Source organism: Sphingobium baderi (assembly GCF_001456115.1).
Classification (GTDB): domain Bacteria; phylum Pseudomonadota; class Alphaproteobacteria; order Sphingomonadales; family Sphingomonadaceae; genus Sphingobium; species Sphingobium baderi_A.
In genome coordinates this window covers 217,552-232,398 of record NZ_CP013264.1, presented here as the reverse complement: position 1 = coordinate 232,398, position 14,847 = coordinate 217,552, and the positions used below count along the sequence as shown (strand labels likewise).

Sequence of the window (14,847 nt, the reverse complement as noted above, 5' to 3'; positions counted from 1 at the left end):
CGCAGCGTAGCACGATCGTAGTTGCGAAGAACTGTGGCAAACAAAAAATGCGGCAAAGTCAATCAGACGAACGGCAGAGAGTGTGAGTGCGCGCTTATACAACCTTGCGGTTGTGCACGAAGAAAGAGAAGATATCATCCGTCATGGCAATCTACCATTTCTCGGCCAAGGTCATCAGCCGCGTCAACGGATCGAGTGCCGTTGCGAGCGCGGCCTATCGCGCGGCGGAACGGCTGCACGATGACCGTCTTGGGCGGAACCATGATTTCTCGAATAAGGCCGGCGTCGTCCATTCGGAGATCATGCTGCCCGAGGGTGCACCGGAGCGTTTAAACGATCGCGCGACCTTATGGAACGAGGTCGAGGCGAAGGAGAAGCGGGGCGACGCGCAACTGGCGCGCGAGGTCGAGTTCTCGATTCCCCGCGAGATGAACCAGCAACAGGGCATCCAGCTCGCCCGTGATTTTGTCGAAAAGCAGTTTGTCGAACGCGGCATGGTGGCCGACCTCAATGTGCATTGGGACATGGGGAAAGATGGGCAACCGAAACCCCATGCCCATGTCATGCTGTCGATGCGCGATGTCGGCCCAGACGGGTTCGGGAACAAGAACCGCGACTGGAATGACCGCGCGCTGCTGAAGGAGTGGCGCGAGGCATGGGCCGATCATGTCAACGAGCGGCTTGCTGCGCTGGATATTGACGCGCGGATCGACCATCGCAGCCTGGAGGCGCAGGGCATCGACCTTGAGCCGCAGCACAAGATCGGCCCAGCGGCGTCGCGCATGCCTGGACAGGGGCTTGAGGCCGAGCGGGTCGAGGACCATGCCCGGATCGCGCGCGAGAATGGCGAGAAGATCATTGCGCGGCCCGAGATCGCGCTGGACGCGATCACCCGGCAACAGGCGACGTTCACGCGCCGCGACCTCGCGCAGTTCGCGTTCCGGCACAGCGACGGCAAGGACCAGTTCGACCAGGTGATGAGCGCGGTGCGGACCTCGCCCGAACTGGTGGCGCTGGGCAAGGACGGGAAGGGCGAGGACCGCTTTACCTCGCGCGACATGATCGACACCGAGCAGCGGTTGGAACGCGCCGCCGAAGGGCTGGCGATCGACCGGGGGCATGGCGTCGGCGACGCCCATGTGAGCCGCGCGCTGGCGTCGGCCGAGGGGAGGGGGCTGGACCTGTCGGCCGAGCAGCGCGGAGCGTTGGAGCATATCACCGGCGACAAGGGCCTGGCGTCGATCGTCGGCTATGCCGGCACCGGCAAGAGCGCGATGCTGGGGGTGGCGCGCGAGGCGTGGGAGAGCGGCGGCTATCAGGTGCGCGGTGCGGCCTTGTCGGGGATTGCGGCCGAGGGGCTTGAGGGCGGTTCGGGCATCGCCTCGCGCACGATCGCGAGCATGGAATATCAATGGGGACAGGGCCGCGAGCTGCTAGGCCCGCGCGACGTGCTTGTCATAGACGAGGCGGGCATGATCGGCACGCGCCAGATGGAGCGCGTGCTGTCCCATGCCGAACAGGCAGGGGCCAAGGTCGTCCTTGTCGGCGACCCCGAGCAGTTGCAGGCGATCGAGGCCGGGGCGGCGTTCCGGGCCGTGACCGAGCGCCACGGTTGGGCTGAGATCACCGAGATACGCCGGCAGCATGAGGACTGGCAGAAGGAGGCGACCCGCGCGCTGGCCACCGGCAGGACCGACGAGGCGATCCGTGCCTATGCCGAGCATGGCATGGTCCACGCGGCCGAGACACGCGAGCAGGCACGGGCCGAACTGATCGAGGGCTGGGATCACGCCCGCCTCGCCGAACCCGAGAAGAGCCGGATCATCCTCACCCACACCAATGCCGAGGTCCGGGAGCTTAACGAGGAAGCGCGCGAGCGGCTGCGCGCCAATGGCGAGCTGGGCCAGGACGTGCATGTGTCGGCCGAGCGGGGCGAGCGCGCGTTCGCGACCGGCGACCACATCATGTTCTTCAAGAACGATCGCGGGCTGGGGGTGAAGAACGGCACGCTGGGCAAGGTCGAGCGCGTGTCGCCCGACAGCATGGTGGTCAGTCTCGAAAATGGCCGCAGCGTCGCGTTCGACCTCAAAGACTATGCCCATGTCGATCATGGCTATGCGGCGACATTCCATAAAGCGCAGGGCGTGACGGTCGATCAGGATCATGCGCTGGTGACGCCGGGGATGGACCGCTACTCAACCTATGTCGGCATGTCCCGGCACCGGGAGAGCGTCCATCTTCATTATGGCCGCGACGACTTCGCCGACGAGCGCCAGCTTATCCGCACGCTATCGCGCGAGCGACCGAAGGATATGGCGTCGGATTATGATCGCGCGTCCGATAGTCGCGACCGCGATGCGGAGATTCGTGCTTTCGCCGACCGGCGAGGCGTGTCGGGCGAGATCCGCGTTGCGGATGCGCCCGAGCGCAAGGGCGTGGAGCTTCTCGGGGTGCGTGCCGGCACCATGCGCCAGATGGGCGAAGATCCACGCACGCGCGAGATCGGCGAGGGCCGCGGCGCTGGCGAGGCAAAGGCCGCGGGCGAAGGGCGGCCGCGGCGCGGTATGTTCGATGGGTTGAAGCTGTCAGCCGAGCCGGCGAAGGCGGCCGAACCCGCGCCGGATACGAAGGACGCCGCGAAGGAGAAGGCGGCTCCCAAGCGGGGCATGTTCGACGGGCTGAAATTGTCGCCGCGCACGCCGGCGCCGGCGAAGGAAACCCCCGCGCGTGCCGAGCAGCGCCAGGATCGCGATTTCCGGCGCGCGGTCGAGCGGGCTTCGCGTTCGGCCGAGGCGGTGTTGCAGGCGCGCGCATCGGGCGGGCCAGTGCTGGAACATCAGAAGGTCGCGCTCGAGCGCGCGACGCAGGCGCTGGACCAGATCAGGGCGGGGGCCTCGCACGATATGGCATCGGTGATGCGGCGCGATCCCGGCTTGCTGCGCGAGGCGGCGGCGGGGCGCAGCGGCCCGATGGTCGAGGCGATGGCGCAGGAGGCGCGCGTGCGGGCCGATCCGAACTTGCGCGCCGATCGGTTCGTGGAACGCTGGCAGGGCCTCAGCGCCCAGCGGGACGCGCTGTATCGCGCCGGCGACATGACGGGCCGCGAGAAGGCGGGCAAGGAAATGGCGGGCATGGCGAAAAGCCTTGAGCGCGATCCCCAGGTGGAATCGATCCTGCGCGACCGCACCCGCGAGCTGGGGCTTGAAATGGGCATGGAGCGTAGCCGCGACATAGGCCGGGGCGATTTGGGCCGCGAGTTGACGCAGGATTTAGGGATTGGCCGTGATCGTGGCCTTGGTCGCTGATGCTTTGCGGATAAGCGCCTATCACGCTAAGGTGCTATGCGTTTAAACAGAGAGTCGAACCCATGAATGATATGACCCGCTGGACCGTTTCGGTATCGAAGAATACCGACATTGCAGTGCGTAGCTTCCTGGCCCAGCGCGGCATGAAGAAAGGCGATCTTTCCCGCTTCATCGAGGAAGCGGTAAAATGGCGTGTGCTCGATCAGACCATCGCCGAGGCGCGGGGCAAGTTTGAAGATATGGCGCCCGACGAGCTGGACGCGCTGATAGGAGAGGCGGTGACCGCCGCGCGTCAGCCCGCAGGCTGACCCGTGCGTGTCGTCGTCGATACCAATGTCCTCATAAGCGCGCTGCTGTCGGGCCGATCGCCCCCCGCGCAGATCGTCACGCTCTGGCGGGAAGGGCGGTTCGCGCTGCTGACCTCCCAGGAGCAACTGGACGAGCTGGCGCGGGTGACGCGCTATCCCAAAATCCGCGAGCGGCTTTTGCCGGCGCTGGCGGGGCGGCTTGTCAACGAGCTGCGCGACGTGGCCGTGATGGTGACGGACCTTCCGCGCGTGATGGCCTGCGCTGATCCTTACGACAATTTCCTGTTGGCGATGATCGTCGCCGGCAGCGCCGATCATCTTGTGACCGGCGACAAGCGCGATTTGCTGTCGATGGTCCGTTACGAGGGCGCGCGGATCATCGCCGTCCGGGACTTTCTGGCGATGTTCGGGCAGTTGCCCAGGGATGAGGGCGCATGAGCGATCAGGATGAAGACGCCGACGATCCGGCGCGGGCGTTCGCGCGGGTCGAGGATCGGTTGGCATCGGTGCATGGCGAGGTAGCGTTGCTGCGCGCCGCGATCGAGGGGCTGACCGCCGCGCGCGAGAATATCGAGATACCCGACTATGGGCCGACGCTGGAGCGCACCGAAAAGATATTGGTGGCGCTCGCCCAGCGGATCGACCCCATCGCCAAAAGTCCGCTGCTGTCGATGACGCCGGATTCCATGGCGAGCCAGATCGCGACGGCGGCTACGGCCGCGCGCCGCGAGGACGCGCGGCTTGTCGCCGAGGCGCGCGGGGGGCTGGACCAGGCCGCCCGTGAGATCGGCAACCGGCTCGCATCCGCGCGCCGGGGCGACGAGCAAAACCGCTGGCTGTATATCGTTGGTGCGGGCGGTGTGGTGGCGGGGCTGTTGCTCTACGCTTTCCTTGCCGGCCCGCTGGCGCGCGCGACGCCGGATAGCTGGCGCTGGCCCGAGCGCATCGCGACCCGCGTTCTCAATGAGCGCGGGCCGTGGGAGGCGGGGCAGCGGTTGATGCAGAGCGCTGCGCCCGATAGCTGGCGGCTGATCGTCGCGGCCTCGCCGCTGTCGGACGCCAATCGCGAGACGGTGCAGAAATGCCGAGAGCAGGCGGAAAAGGCAGAAAAGCCGGTGCGCTGCACGATCGAGGTCAAGGCGCAGGGACAGTGACCGCCAAGACCCCATGTCTTTTCTGCTATGTCGCCGACAGCGTTTCGAGCCACAGCATATCCGCGCCCAGCTCGACTCCCGAAGGCCAGACCAGGCTATGCCCCCAATCGCCGACTTCGACCTTGGCGAACTCGCCCGCATAGCGCAGCGCCGCAAAGGCGCGATCGGTGAAGATCGCGCCGAGATCGAGATCGGCCGCCGTCCCGTCCGACCACGACAGATGCAGCGATGCCGGCCTGATCGCGCGCACGGCGGCGATGGTGCGGGCCTTGTCGGTGATGTTCATATGTCAGGCGCTTTTGCGCCGCTCCACGGTCGCCAGCATTTCGCGCCGCAGGATAGCGTTCATGCGGGCTTGGTAGCCCTTGCCTTGCGATTTGAGCCACGCCAGCACATCAGCATCGAGCCGCGCCGTGACCTGTTGCTTGATCGGCTTGTAGAAGCGGCCGCGCTCGGCACCCTTCCAGAAATCGTCCGATAGCGCCGGCACGTCGCTATAGTCGATTTCGCTATCCGGCAGCGCCTGCAAGGCGTCTAGTTCGGCCTTCTGCGCGTCGGTCAGCGGGGGCAGGTCCGCCGGATCGAGCTGGAAGCGCACGGTATCAGCGTCTTTCTTCTTCATAACGTCGCCTTTCCTTCCGATCGGCTTTTCGGGCCGAAATGATATGAATGACCTCCACATATTCGCCGTCATCGTCATCCTCGGCGACGGTGTGGGCCATCAGCAGGAGCAAATGTCCTTCCACCAGGCCCAAGGTCTGCCATCGCTGCTCGCCGCCTTCGATCCGATCTTGCTCACTGAGTGCGAAAGGGTCCGCGAAGGCGCGGGCCGCTGTCTCGAAACTGACGCCGTGCTTTTTCAGATTGGCTTCCGCTTTGAGCGGGTTCCACGAAAAGCGAACGGACGACATGACGGAAATATAATTATAGTTTTGTCGTTATACAAGGCGCTTCCTGCCCCGGATTCACATGCCGTCCTATGTATGATAATGTCCTTTATCACACATAGAACAGGCCATGAATCTTGGCGGCTAGATATTGTCACTTATGTCATTTATTGCGTTTGCGGCGTTTATGCCCTACTTCAAGGGAGAAGGAGTCCACCATGAACATGCTCGCCCATCGCCAGATGCCGCCGACACCGCAGGATGCCGCCATAGCGCGCCTGTCGGGCCAGGTGCTTGCCGGCTATGCCCGCCAGAAACGCCCGCTGACCTTGCGCGTGCGCGACGCCGAACAGGAGAAGCCCATAGAGCTGCCCGCCGGCGCGGTGTCGCTGCTCATGGATATTCTCGACGCGATGGCCGCCGGTCGCGGTGTGACGATCATTCCCGAGGATGCGGAGCTGACCACCGTGCAGGCGGCCGACATGCTCAATGTCTCGCGCACTTTCCTCATCAACCTGCTCGATACCGGCGTGATCCCGCATCGCAAGGTCGGCACGCACCGCCGTATCCGCATGGAAGATTTGATGGCCTATAAGGCCCGTGACGACCGCGACCGGGAAACCGTGCTGGATGAACTGGCCCGAGAGGCCCAGGAACAGGACATGGGCTATCGTCACGCATGAGCCATTATACGGCGCTGCTGGACGCTAACGTCCTCTATCCCGCCCCCATGCGCGATCTGCTGATGCAGATTGCCGTTACCGATCTGTTCAAGGCCAAATGGAGCGCGGACATTCATCGCGAGTGGATCGAGGCGCTGTTACGCAACGAACCGCACCGCGACCGAGCCGCGCTGGAACGCACGCGCGACCGCATGGACAGGGCGATGCGCGACGCCCTTGTGACGGGCTATGACACGCTGATTCCATCTCTTGATTTGCCCGATCGCGGCGACCGGCATGTGCTGGCCGCCGCGATCGTCGGGCGCTGCGACGTGATCGTGACGCAGAACCTCAAGCATTTTCCCGCTTCGTCCCTCGCGTCCTATGGCATCGAGGCGCAGCATCCCGACGAATTTCTGACCAGCCATTTACACCTCGCACCCGGCGTCTTTTGCAGCGCCGTTGCAAAGGTGCGCGCCCGTCTTACCGCGCCGCCCTATACGGTCGAGGAATATCTCGCGATCCTGACCCGGCAAAGCCTGGTCGGCACCGTCGCCGAGTTGGCGCCATTTTCAAACCTTCTCTGAAAGGCCCGGAGCTGCCGGCAACCACCCATCTTGGCCATTTATCATGGCATCATGTGGCCAAATAGCGTGGCACTCAACATAATTTTTGTGCACCCGAAAATCATTGCTTCCTCGATTTAATGGGTGTACGCTATTTGCTATGGAAATCGAGTTCGACCCGGCCAAGGATGAAGCCAATATCGCCAAGCACGGCGTATCCTTGCGAGCTGCGGAAGATTTCGATTGGGATACGGCGTTTGAGCGCGAAGATGATCGCTTCGATTATGGAGAGGTTCGTTTCGTCGGCATGGGCCTGATCGGTGATCGCCTGCATGTGCTTTTTCACCGAAGGCTCTCATAACGATGCGGTGCGCGCCATCAGCCTACGCCCAGCAGAGAAGCACGAAGTGAGGTTCTATCATGGCCAAGTTTGATCCGAAGGTTCACGATGACAATCCGCCGATGGATGCGGCGTTCATGGCCGGGATGAAGCCTTCCCGGCGCGGGCGGCCGAAGTCGGAAGCGCCGAAGGTGGAGGTGAAAATCCGACTGGATGCAAAGACGGTGGAGCATCTGCGCGGCAGCGGCCCCGGATGGCAGACCCGTGTCAATGCCCTGCTGGGTCAACTCGTTGCAACGGGGCAGCTTTGATTCGTCTGACTGATCTTAGGCGGCTTCATAATGCGCGCGGTTCACGACAGCATTGAGGGTCCGTTCGCGATTGGCGAGGACATGGCGCTCTATGGCACCATCACCGGCAACGCGACCCTGCAGGGCGGCGTGCGGTTCATCCTGCACGGCACGATCATGGGCGACTTGACGATCGAGCCGAAGGCACGCGCCATCCTCCACGGCACCATAGCGGGGCGCATCTACAACAAGGGCGGGCGGGTCGAGATATTCGGCATGGCCGGCGCGGTCGAAAATCTCAGCCGCCATGCCGAGACGATCATTGATCCTGGCGCGCATGTCCGGGGTGGACGACCGCGCCGCGAGGGGAGCGCGCGCGCATGAGCGGGATCGCCCACACGGCACCCCCGCAGCGCCGGCCTGTCATTCGCGCCGTCAGCTTCGATGAAGTCGGCGCGGCAATCGGCCGTTTGCTGCCCGTCGCTCTGCCCGCCACGCGCGCGGCCGAGACCGGCGCATCGCGCAAGGTGGCCGATTTCCTCCTGGCCTGGTGGAACGGCGACGAGTGCGGCCATTTCCCGATCCTGCACCTGTGCAACCTCGATGCCGTCATTGCCGAGGATATGCTGACGATCATGGCCTGGCTGGCGCAGGAGCCGACGACCTACGCCGACGCATGGGGCTACCGCGACGCGATGGGCGGCCTTTGGGTGCGCTATCGCGGCGACCCAGGCGAGGCCGTTTAAACGATCCCGAGATCCACCGCCGAAGGAAGCGATATGGACGACGACGAGGCTTTCGCTGACAACTACGCCGAGCGCGACCAGGCCAAGGCGCTGCGCGAGCAGGCCCGTGCGGGCGGGCTACGCTTCGAGGCGTATCTGACCGGCGATCAGGCCGATTGGCTGTTGGAGCGGGTCGAGCGCGGCATGTTCGTTGATCCATCCGAGGCGGTGTTCGCGATCGTCCAGAACTTTCGTGAATTGGAGCCGTACCGCGACCTACGCGACGAGCTGCTAGGCCGGGTGCTGGACGCATCGGCGGCCGAACTGGAATCGGTCCGCCCCGCCGACGAGGTGTTTGACGAGCTGCGCCGGGAGCTGGCGCAGCCGTGTCCCGAACCGGCGCGCTGGGAGAAGATTGCACGATGAACCAGCTCGCCCTCCTGCCCTCGCCCACGCTGGCGCTGCCGGCACTGATTGCGGCGGCCGACGACGCAACGCGGCTGCGCTTCCTTGAGTTCTTTGCCGTCACCATCCGCAACCCGCACACACGCCGCGCCTATGCGCGCGCGGCGGGCGACTTCCTGGCCTGGTGTGAGGCGCGCGGCGTCGCCTCCCTTGCCGGCGTGCAGCCGCTCCACGTCGCGGCCTGGATCGAGGCGCTGGGGCGCGAGCTGGCCGCGCCCAGCGTCAAGCAGCAACTCGCCGGCGTGAAGCATCTGTTCGATTGGCTGGTGACGGGCCATGTCGTGCCAGTGAACCCCGCCGCGTCGGTGCGTGGGCCGGCGCATAGCCAGCGGCGCGGCAAGACGCCGGTGCTGGCCCCCGACGAGGCGCGGGCGTTGCTCGACAGGATCGACGTGACCACCCATGCCGGCCTGCGCGATCGGGCGCTGATCGGGTTGATGGTCTATTCGTTCGCGCGGGTCGGCGCGGCGCTGGCGATGCGGGTGGAGGACGTGTTCGTGCAGAACCGCCGCCTATGGGTCCGGCTGCACGAAAAGGGCGGCAAGCGCCATGAGATGCCCTGCCACCACAATCTTGAGCATTACCTGGCCGAATATCTCGACGGCTGCGCGCTGAGCGACGATCGCAAGGGGCCGTTGTTCCGCACGATCGGACGCAAGACCAAGCGACTAAGCGATACCCCCCTGCCCCAGCCCAATGCGTTCGCGATGGTGCGCCGGCGCGCGGCGGCGGCCGGGATCGGCACGGCGATCGGCAATCACAGTTTCCGCGCGACCGGGATCACCACCTATTTGAAGAACGGTGGCACCTTGGAGACGGCCGCGACGATGGCGAACCATAGCTCGACGCGCACCACTCAGCTCTACGATCGCCGGCCCGATGACGTGACGCTGGACGAAGTGGAGCGCGTGCTGATCTAGCGTCTCGAAATTCGAGGGTTTTTCCTGGAAGTCGGCAAGGATGACGGGCTGCGCCTCTCGACCTTCTCCCGCTTCAATTTCAACAGCGGAAAGGGGAGCTTGAACGCCGATCTGTTCTATCCGCTGCCACGATTGTTGGGCGGGGGACCCGATTTTTATCTCTTTGGGCAGTCTTTCATCGGCTATGGTGAGCATCGTCATCTGGGCTGCCGACAGGCGGAGCGCGACCTCATGAGCACGGGGCCACATGAACTTTCTGCGCTCGAGACGCTTCGCATACACGCATAGCCCAGACCCGTCCCAGACTAGGGCCTTCAACCTGTCGCCCCTTTTCCCGCAGAACAGGAAAACCGCCCCCGAGAATGAATCAAGCTGGTCGAGGCAAGCATCTCGCCAACAGAGGCGGCAAAGCAGCTCGGCATCGGCTGATCGACCATCTATAGAGAAATGCGCCGCCTCGGCGTGGAAAGGCCTGTCTGAATGTCCAGACCAAAATCTGCCCATGATCTTTCGGGCCTGATGAAATATGTGGATCGTGAGCCCTGGGATGAAGCGATGGCCGAAATGCTGTCCGCACATCTGGAACCGGCGTGCGAGGCAACGGGACTGGAGCCCGACGCCATATTCGAAATCATCGGCGATCACTGGCAAGGGTCGCTATGGGGCTGCGCCTTTGAAGATCTGCTCACGCAGGAACTGGAACCGGACGGTGGCAATCTGGTCGATGACTATCTCAAGCGGCGGGGCTGGAACGAAAAGGCGCCGAACAAGGCCTATATGCGCGCACTGCGCGATACGGTCATGTCGCTCTATGAGGTGAGCGAGGTTCTGCCCGGCCAGTCGATGACCTTGCGCGATCTGCTGCGCGACGTTGCCCCGGTGACGGTGCGGGAACACGGTGCAACCCAGACCCTCGTCAACTGGGACAAGATCGCCGCAAGGATTGTTGACGTGAACGGTCGCCACGGCATTTCCGGAGCGCTGCTGCCGTTCAGTGCTGAAGGTGCCGCACGCGTAATCGACGCATTTTCCCGACTTTCCGACGATGTTCAGGACACTGCCGGATTGCCCCCCCTCGACCGGGACGCTCTCCTGCGGGCATCGGGACCGATGTTCACGAATATGTGGCTGCTCGATTGCCTGGGCAAGGCGATGCCCGGCAGCACTCCGGATATGATCAACGCGGACGGCGATGATCTCGTATTCCACCGAATCATTTTCCCTCTGGCAAAGGGCGTGATCGGCAAGAGCGTGGCCAGAAGGCTGGACGCAGCCCCCTGGCTTGAGCCTGCCAGCGACAGTTTCTGGAACTGGCTGGCTCCAGTCAAAAAGGGCGGGAAGTCCCAATCAAGCAAAGGCAAGCAGGCCTTCGTCACAACGATGGAAGACGGCACGCCGGTTTTCGCCAATGTGGAACTGACAGGCCGCAAGCTGATCGTCGAGGTGAACAGCGCCGCCCGTGCGGAACAAGCGATTATACAGATGCGCGAATGGCTCGGTGATTCCGTCAGTGCTCCCATGACTGAAATTCGGACACTGGCCCAGATCATGGCCGATGATGCAGCACGCGCCCCGCAGGACGAGACGCTGGATATACCGCCACACGAAATGGAGCGCATCGTTCACGACATGCTGACCCGTGAATATACGAAAACGCTCGATGAGCCGGCTCCTGCCCTCGGCCACAAGACTCCGCGTGCTCTAGCCCGCACAAAGGCCGGACGGACGAAAGTGGCCGACTGGCTCAAATATATTGAAAACGGCGCGGCAAAATCCGACGCTGCCGATCCGATGGGCACCTATGACTTCACATGGATGTGGGCAGAGCTGGGGCTCAGCGACCTCCGGCGGTAACGGCAATCACGCCATTCTTGATATGTTCTCGCTTAGCGTTGTCTGGCGTACCTTCCACGCTATGCCCTCAAGAAGGCGGTGCGCTGCACGATTGAGGTGAAGCCGGCAAACGCTCAGCGTTGACTGCACTTCAGGGCGACCGTGCCCCTTGCCAAGGCAGAGGGCGCACCGCCCGCGCGCGCCACCGCACGGGAATCGTCTGTCGGGACGGGTTGAACAAGAACGGTGCCGTGCCGATCGCCGATCGCGAGCATCAAGGCGATAATGGTGGAAGCCTTGTGGCGCATGGGCATGGTGTGGATTGAACCAAGGAAGGCAACAAGCATCGCAGACCGAGCGTATCGTGACACTCTATAGACTTTTGTGAATCAATGACCGGCAACTGATTCAAAAAAGTCATCGGACTTTACGGGGTCGATTTTGTAGGCTTTGCGCCATGAAAGGCGCAATCCCCCCTGATCCGATCGAGTTGGTGGCGCTTGACCCGACGCGCAACATTCGCCGGCGTTATAGCATTAGCGCGAGTTTTGATCTGTTCGGCATGATCATTGTCGAAACCCGTTGGGGGCGGATCGGCGCAGCCGGCCAAACCCAGTGTCACGCCTTTGCCGATCGTGCCGCAGCTGATCGTCATATCGCCGCGATTCTCCGGAGACGTGGTACGGCCGAAAGGCGGATCGGGATTGCCTATCGGCCGGTAGAGAGGAGCGGAGCGTAACGAGAAACTCTTCAATTGCCTCGCTCCGTCAGTTCGATCGTTGCGAGATCGTGGCAGGGCATGCCGGCGTTGCCGGTGGCCTCACTGTGGCGGATGAATATCGCCCTCATAGCGCGTCCCTTAGCCGACTATTGATAACCCGCCTCCCTTTGGTGGCGCACGGCCAACAGCGCCACCGTCTCACCATCGAAGTGATACAGGACAACATAGCCGCTGTTTCCAAAGTCGATCAGCTTTTCCCGATACTCGGACTCCATATCTTCAGTTGGTCGGCCGATGTGCGGGGTTGCCGCCAGAATCCGAACCCCTCCCCGGATCGCGGCGACCGCGCGTCTCGCTGCGTCGGCGTCTTTGGTCTTCAACCAGCGATGGAGCCGGTCAACATCGGCCAGTGCTTCGGCCGTCCAGATCAGACGTGGCACTTAGGCGGCTCCGCATCCTCACCCGCTTCGAGCTTCGCCAACCAGACATCGGCTTCCTCAAGCGTCACATGCAAGCCCGTCTGCTGATAGTTTTCCCATGCCCGAATGGCGTCCTGTTTGAATGCCTCGCGCTTTTCCTCGCGCTCGACATACTGCGCGATAGCTTCGCGCATAATCCAATGCGAGCTGCGCCGGCGCGCGTTGGCCAGGTGCTGCACACGCTCTTTCAGGGCATCGTCCAGCTTAATAGATGTTGCCGTTGCCATCGTCCTACCTCCATAATGAAAGGTGTTACCCAGCACTACTATATGCTGCCTGCACTCAGCCGTCCATCCTCTGCCGTTACTGCGCCCCTAGTCGCTCGCGCTTCCCAAACTCGCAAGCGGACTCGCTCAAGGTGACGATCCACTGGCAAGCGAGAGCGGTCAGTCATATCCGAGCCAAGCGGCACATCATTGACGATGAGCCTTTGAGCGGTTTTGGGCATTGAAGGCGGCCAGTGCCTTCAGGCTCGTTTATGTCAATATAGGGTATAGCCTAACCGGACGTCAGGGCGGCGGTTACTATTCTGTCAGATTAGAGTTGGTGAACGAATTTGTTGACGCCTGTTGCGCGGTGTCATAGATTTCAACCTGACAAATTGACCGGAGGCGGCAATGCAAGGCCAGAGGATCGGTTACGTCCGAGTGAGCACATTCGATCAAAATGTCGATCGCCAATTGGAAGGGCAGTCGCTCGACCGGACTTTCACCGACAAGGCTTCGGGCAAGGACGTTAACCGGCCCCAGCTCGATGCCATGCTCACCTTCGCCCGCGAGGGCGATACCGTCGTGGTCCACAGCATGGATCGACTGGCGCGTAATCTCGATGACCTGCGAAAGCTGGTTCAGTCCCTCACCAAAAGGGGCATCCGGATCGAGTTCGTGAAGGAGAGCCTGGCCTTCTCGGGCGAGGATTCCCCGATGGCCAATCTGATGCTCTCCGTCATGGGTGCTTTCGCCGAGTTCGAGCGCGCCCTGATCCGGGAGCGGCAGCGCGAAGGCATTGCGGTCGCCAGGCAACGCGGCGCTTATCGTGGACGGAAACGGTCCCTGTCCGATGAAAAGCTGGCCGAGTTGCATCGCCGTGTCGCCGCCGGCGAGCGCAAGGCCGTCATCGCCCGCGATCTGGGAATCAGCCGTGAAACCCTATACCAGTATCTCCGCGCGGCCGCGTGACATCTATGTTCTCATTATGTCCGTCAAATCGTTGTTTGGCGCACAAACCTCATATGATGAGTTTGAGGTCAATGAGGAATTGTCTTGGCATTTTTCGGTTCTTTCTGCAGTCGACGGTATCCAGCTGAGTCATTTTCACGAGTACCAGCAAGGCACGCCTCGCCTGTACCACCTCATATCCGGTCGCCGCTCGGCGCGGCCGCACCATAATCCCGCGTTCGGGGCTTGGCTCAGGAGAACGAGACCATTCTTGAGGGCGGCTGTTTAGGCCATGGTTTGTGCCGGTCCGTTCACCTGGATCCGTCAGGGCTGATCAAGCCCTGGGGATAGGGTCGATTTGTATCACGCGTTGGCCATGACAGCGCCCTCAATTACGACGCCGCTCATCGCGTATTTCCAGAAGCCACGAGCAGCTTGCGTGCCAGCGCGATGATGGCGACCTTTTTGCCGCGTCCGCCGTTGCGGCTGATGCGTTCCTGGAACCAGCGCGACAGAGCCGAGCCCGGCTGGTAGCGGAGCCACAGCCATGCGGCCTGAACCATCGTCGTGCGCAAGCGCGGATTGCCGGACTTCGAGACGCCCTGCTCGCGATCGATCGAACCGCTGCGCCATGGTGAGGGCGCAAGCCCCGCGTCGGCGGCGATCTGGCGCCGGTTGTCGAAATGTCGGAACAGCGCTTCGCCGGCGAGGACGCTGGCGAACTCCGGGCCTATGCCTTTGAGGGTGGCGAGCAGTTCAAGGCGATCGATCTCGCGACTGAGCTGCCCCTTGAGATGCATAGGCAGCGGCTTGCCATCGCCCATTCGCAGATCCTCAAGGCGTTCACGGAGATCGCGTCGGTTCGGCTCATAACCCCGAATGCCGACACTGAAGAGCAGGCCCTTGATACGGTTCGTGTGCAGAGTGCGTTCCTTGACCAGCGCCTTGCGTTCTCGTCCGATCCGCCGACGGTCCTCCTCTTCGGCTGTTGGGGGGCGTTTGCGGGAGGGGGCGGAATCCTACGCCAAGCTCGCC

The 14,847-nt window shown here is 63.0% G+C and carries 20 protein-coding genes and 4 pseudogenes; 16 read left to right on the top strand and 8 right to left on the bottom strand.

Translation table 11 applies throughout. The features are described 5' to 3' along the window. Positions 1–143 precede the first annotated feature (143 nt). The 4 genes from traA to ATN00_RS01190 all read left to right on the top strand — a co-directional run bounded on the left by traA (position 144) and on the right by ATN00_RS01190 (position 4,767). Complete coding sequence (gene traA, locus ATN00_RS01205) at positions 144–3,305, top strand: Ti-type conjugative transfer relaxase TraA (RefSeq protein ID WP_062061085.1); 3,162 nt, start codon at positions 144–146, stop codon at positions 3,303–3,305. Between the two features lie 62 nt (positions 3,306–3,367). Further along, positions 3,368–3,613 (top strand): ribbon-helix-helix domain-containing protein, encoded by a 246-nt coding sequence (locus tag ATN00_RS01200; protein ID WP_197413644.1) that lies wholly within the window; start codon positions 3,368–3,370, stop codon positions 3,611–3,613. A gap of 3 nt (positions 3,614–3,616) precedes the next feature. Continuing rightward, on the top strand, positions 3,617–4,051 hold the full coding sequence (locus ATN00_RS01195; RefSeq protein ID WP_062061082.1) for a putative toxin-antitoxin system toxin component, PIN family: 435 nt from the start codon (positions 3,617–3,619) through the stop codon (positions 4,049–4,051). Then, positions 4,048–4,767, top strand: coding sequence for a DUF6118 family protein (locus tag ATN00_RS01190; RefSeq protein WP_062061080.1), 720 nt, complete (start codon positions 4,048–4,050; stop codon positions 4,765–4,767). Before ATN00_RS01195 ends, ATN00_RS01190 begins: the two co-directional genes overlap by 4 nt. Before the next feature lie 25 nt (positions 4,768–4,792). Here the strand turns inward: ATN00_RS01190 and ATN00_RS01185 are convergent, their stop codons facing one another. The 3 genes from ATN00_RS01185 to ATN00_RS01175 are packed head-to-tail and all read right to left on the bottom strand — an operon-like array spanning position 4,793 to position 5,678. Continuing rightward, entirely contained in the window at positions 4,793–5,053 is a 261-nt protein-coding gene (locus ATN00_RS01185; protein ID WP_231746351.1) for a DUF2442 domain-containing protein, read from the bottom strand. A gap of 3 nt (positions 5,054–5,056) precedes the next feature. Next, a complete protein-coding gene (locus tag ATN00_RS01180) occupies positions 5,057–5,389 on the bottom strand; it encodes a BrnA antitoxin family protein (protein WP_062061077.1) in 333 nt (110 codons plus the stop codon). Continuing rightward, a complete protein-coding gene (locus ATN00_RS01175; protein ID WP_062061074.1) occupies positions 5,370–5,678 on the bottom strand; it encodes a BrnT family toxin in 309 nt (102 codons plus the stop codon). The genes ATN00_RS01180 and ATN00_RS01175 overlap by 20 nt, the downstream gene beginning before the upstream one ends. 194 nt (positions 5,679–5,872) lie before the next feature. Between ATN00_RS01175 and ATN00_RS01170 the strand changes: the two genes are divergently transcribed. The 9 genes and pseudogenes from ATN00_RS01170 to ATN00_RS23860 form a co-directional block, all read left to right on the top strand. Beyond that, complete coding sequence (locus tag ATN00_RS01170; protein WP_030092865.1) at positions 5,873–6,337, top strand: helix-turn-helix domain-containing protein; 465 nt, start codon at positions 5,873–5,875, stop codon at positions 6,335–6,337. After that, positions 6,334–6,903 (top strand): PIN domain-containing protein, encoded by a 570-nt coding sequence (locus ATN00_RS01165; RefSeq protein WP_062061072.1) that lies wholly within the window; start codon positions 6,334–6,336, stop codon positions 6,901–6,903. Before ATN00_RS01170 ends, ATN00_RS01165 begins: the two co-directional genes overlap by 4 nt. 139 nt (positions 6,904–7,042) lie before the next feature. Next, a complete protein-coding gene (locus ATN00_RS22695) occupies positions 7,043–7,243 on the top strand; it encodes a BrnT family toxin (RefSeq protein ID WP_231746350.1) in 201 nt (66 codons plus the stop codon). Positions 7,244–7,302: 59 nt separating this feature from the next. Continuing rightward, positions 7,303–7,533 (top strand): BrnA antitoxin family protein, encoded by a 231-nt coding sequence (locus ATN00_RS01155; protein WP_030092868.1) that lies wholly within the window; start codon positions 7,303–7,305, stop codon positions 7,531–7,533. 30 nt (positions 7,534–7,563) lie between these two features. Continuing rightward, positions 7,564–7,896 (top strand): hypothetical protein, encoded by a 333-nt coding sequence (locus ATN00_RS01150; RefSeq protein WP_030092869.1) that lies wholly within the window; start codon positions 7,564–7,566, stop codon positions 7,894–7,896. Continuing rightward, positions 7,893–8,258, top strand: a complete 366-nt coding sequence (locus tag ATN00_RS01145) for a DUF7673 family protein (RefSeq protein WP_030092870.1) — start codon at positions 7,893–7,895, stop codon at positions 8,256–8,258. The genes ATN00_RS01150 and ATN00_RS01145 overlap by 4 nt, the downstream gene beginning before the upstream one ends. 33 nt (positions 8,259–8,291) lie before the next feature. Continuing rightward, the gene (locus tag ATN00_RS01140) at positions 8,292–8,663 is read left to right on the top strand and encodes a hypothetical protein (RefSeq protein ID WP_030092871.1); all 372 of its coding nucleotides are present in this window, start codon (positions 8,292–8,294) and stop codon (positions 8,661–8,663) included. Then, positions 8,660–9,622 carry a tyrosine-type recombinase/integrase gene (locus ATN00_RS01135; RefSeq protein WP_059153565.1) on the top strand — a complete coding sequence of 321 codons (963 nt, stop codon included), beginning with the start codon at positions 8,660–8,662 and terminating at the stop codon, positions 9,620–9,622. The genes ATN00_RS01140 and ATN00_RS01135 overlap by 4 nt, the downstream gene beginning before the upstream one ends. A gap of 15 nt (positions 9,623–9,637) precedes the next feature. Further along, positions 9,638–9,910: pseudogene (locus ATN00_RS23860) on the top strand (hypothetical protein); the annotation flags it as partial. Here ATN00_RS23860 and tnpB read toward each other — a convergent pair. After that, positions 9,869–10,126: pseudogene (gene tnpB / locus ATN00_RS24425) on the bottom strand (IS66 family insertion sequence element accessory protein TnpB); the annotation flags it as partial. The pseudogenes ATN00_RS23860 and tnpB overlap by 42 nt on opposite strands. Between tnpB and ATN00_RS01125 the strand changes: the two are divergent. After that, entirely contained in the window at positions 10,103–11,476 is a 1,374-nt protein-coding gene (locus ATN00_RS01125; RefSeq protein ID WP_062061067.1) for a DUF7986 domain-containing protein, read from the top strand. The pseudogene tnpB and the gene ATN00_RS01125 sit on opposite strands and share 24 nt — an antisense overlap. 436 nt (positions 11,477–11,912) lie before the next feature. Continuing rightward, positions 11,913–12,194, top strand: coding sequence for a WGR domain-containing protein (locus ATN00_RS22680; RefSeq protein WP_082635049.1), 282 nt, complete (start codon positions 11,913–11,915; stop codon positions 12,192–12,194). A gap of 14 nt (positions 12,195–12,208) precedes the next feature. Here the strand turns inward: ATN00_RS22680 and ATN00_RS23270 are convergent. The 3 genes and pseudogenes from ATN00_RS23270 to ATN00_RS01105 form a co-directional block, all read right to left on the bottom strand. Next, positions 12,209–12,304 (bottom strand): annotated as a pseudogene (locus tag ATN00_RS23270) (histidine phosphatase family protein); the annotation flags it as partial. A gap of 18 nt (positions 12,305–12,322) precedes the next feature. After that, positions 12,323–12,616: a type II toxin-antitoxin system RelE/ParE family toxin gene (locus tag ATN00_RS01110; protein ID WP_059153568.1), complete on the bottom strand. Its 294-nt coding sequence runs from the start codon at positions 12,614–12,616 to the stop codon at positions 12,323–12,325. Further along, positions 12,604–12,882, bottom strand: coding sequence for a CopG family ribbon-helix-helix protein (locus tag ATN00_RS01105; RefSeq protein WP_062061055.1), 279 nt, complete (start codon positions 12,880–12,882; stop codon positions 12,604–12,606). Before ATN00_RS01105 ends, ATN00_RS01110 begins: the two co-directional genes overlap by 13 nt. A gap of 390 nt (positions 12,883–13,272) precedes the next feature. Between ATN00_RS01105 and ATN00_RS01100 the strand changes: the two genes are divergently transcribed. Continuing rightward, positions 13,273–13,833, top strand: a complete 561-nt coding sequence (locus tag ATN00_RS01100; RefSeq protein WP_062061052.1) for a recombinase family protein — start codon at positions 13,273–13,275, stop codon at positions 13,831–13,833. 342 nt (positions 13,834–14,175) lie between these two features. Here ATN00_RS01100 and ATN00_RS01095 read toward each other — a convergent pair. Next, positions 14,176–14,810 (bottom strand): annotated as a pseudogene (locus ATN00_RS01095) (transposase); the annotation flags it as partial. Between the last annotated feature and the right edge of the window lie 37 nt (positions 14,811–14,847).

Bases quoted from the DNA above. Each gene is read 5' to 3' on its own strand.
- ATN00_RS01185 (WP_231746351.1), bottom strand. From the start codon at position 5,053: ATGAACATCACCGACAAGGCCCGCACCATCGCCGCCGTGCGCGCGATC.
- ATN00_RS01145 (WP_030092870.1), top strand. From the start codon at position 7,893: ATGAGCGGGATCGCCCACACGGCACCCCCGCAGCGCCGGCCTGTCATT.
- ATN00_RS01105 (WP_062061055.1), bottom strand. From the start codon at position 12,882: ATGGCAACGGCAACATCTATTAAGCTGGACGATGCCCTGAAAGAGCGT.
- ATN00_RS01175 (WP_062061074.1), bottom strand. From the start codon at position 5,678: ATGTCGTCCGTTCGCTTTTCGTGGAACCCGCTCAAAGCGGAAGCCAAT.
- ATN00_RS01135 (WP_059153565.1), top strand. From the start codon at position 8,660: ATGAACCAGCTCGCCCTCCTGCCCTCGCCCACGCTGGCGCTGCCGGCA.
- ATN00_RS01190 (WP_062061080.1), top strand. From the start codon at position 4,048: ATGAGCGATCAGGATGAAGACGCCGACGATCCGGCGCGGGCGTTCGCG.
- ATN00_RS01200 (WP_197413644.1), top strand. From the start codon at position 3,368: ATGAATGATATGACCCGCTGGACCGTTTCGGTATCGAAGAATACCGAC.
- ATN00_RS01100 (WP_062061052.1), top strand. From the start codon at position 13,273: ATGCAAGGCCAGAGGATCGGTTACGTCCGAGTGAGCACATTCGATCAA.
- ATN00_RS22680 (WP_082635049.1), top strand. From the start codon at position 11,913: ATGAAAGGCGCAATCCCCCCTGATCCGATCGAGTTGGTGGCGCTTGAC.
- ATN00_RS01155 (WP_030092868.1), top strand. From the start codon at position 7,303: ATGGCCAAGTTTGATCCGAAGGTTCACGATGACAATCCGCCGATGGAT.
- ATN00_RS01165 (WP_062061072.1), top strand. From the start codon at position 6,334: ATGAGCCATTATACGGCGCTGCTGGACGCTAACGTCCTCTATCCCGCC.
- ATN00_RS22695 (WP_231746350.1), top strand. From the start codon at position 7,043: ATGGAAATCGAGTTCGACCCGGCCAAGGATGAAGCCAATATCGCCAAG.
- traA (WP_062061085.1), top strand. From the start codon at position 144: ATGGCAATCTACCATTTCTCGGCCAAGGTCATCAGCCGCGTCAACGGA.
- ATN00_RS01150 (WP_030092869.1), top strand. From the start codon at position 7,564: ATGCGCGCGGTTCACGACAGCATTGAGGGTCCGTTCGCGATTGGCGAG.
- ATN00_RS01180 (WP_062061077.1), bottom strand. From the start codon at position 5,389: ATGAAGAAGAAAGACGCTGATACCGTGCGCTTCCAGCTCGATCCGGCG.
- ATN00_RS01125 (WP_062061067.1), top strand. From the start codon at position 10,103: ATGTCCAGACCAAAATCTGCCCATGATCTTTCGGGCCTGATGAAATAT.
- ATN00_RS01140 (WP_030092871.1), top strand. From the start codon at position 8,292: ATGGACGACGACGAGGCTTTCGCTGACAACTACGCCGAGCGCGACCAG.
- ATN00_RS01170 (WP_030092865.1), top strand. From the start codon at position 5,873: ATGAACATGCTCGCCCATCGCCAGATGCCGCCGACACCGCAGGATGCC.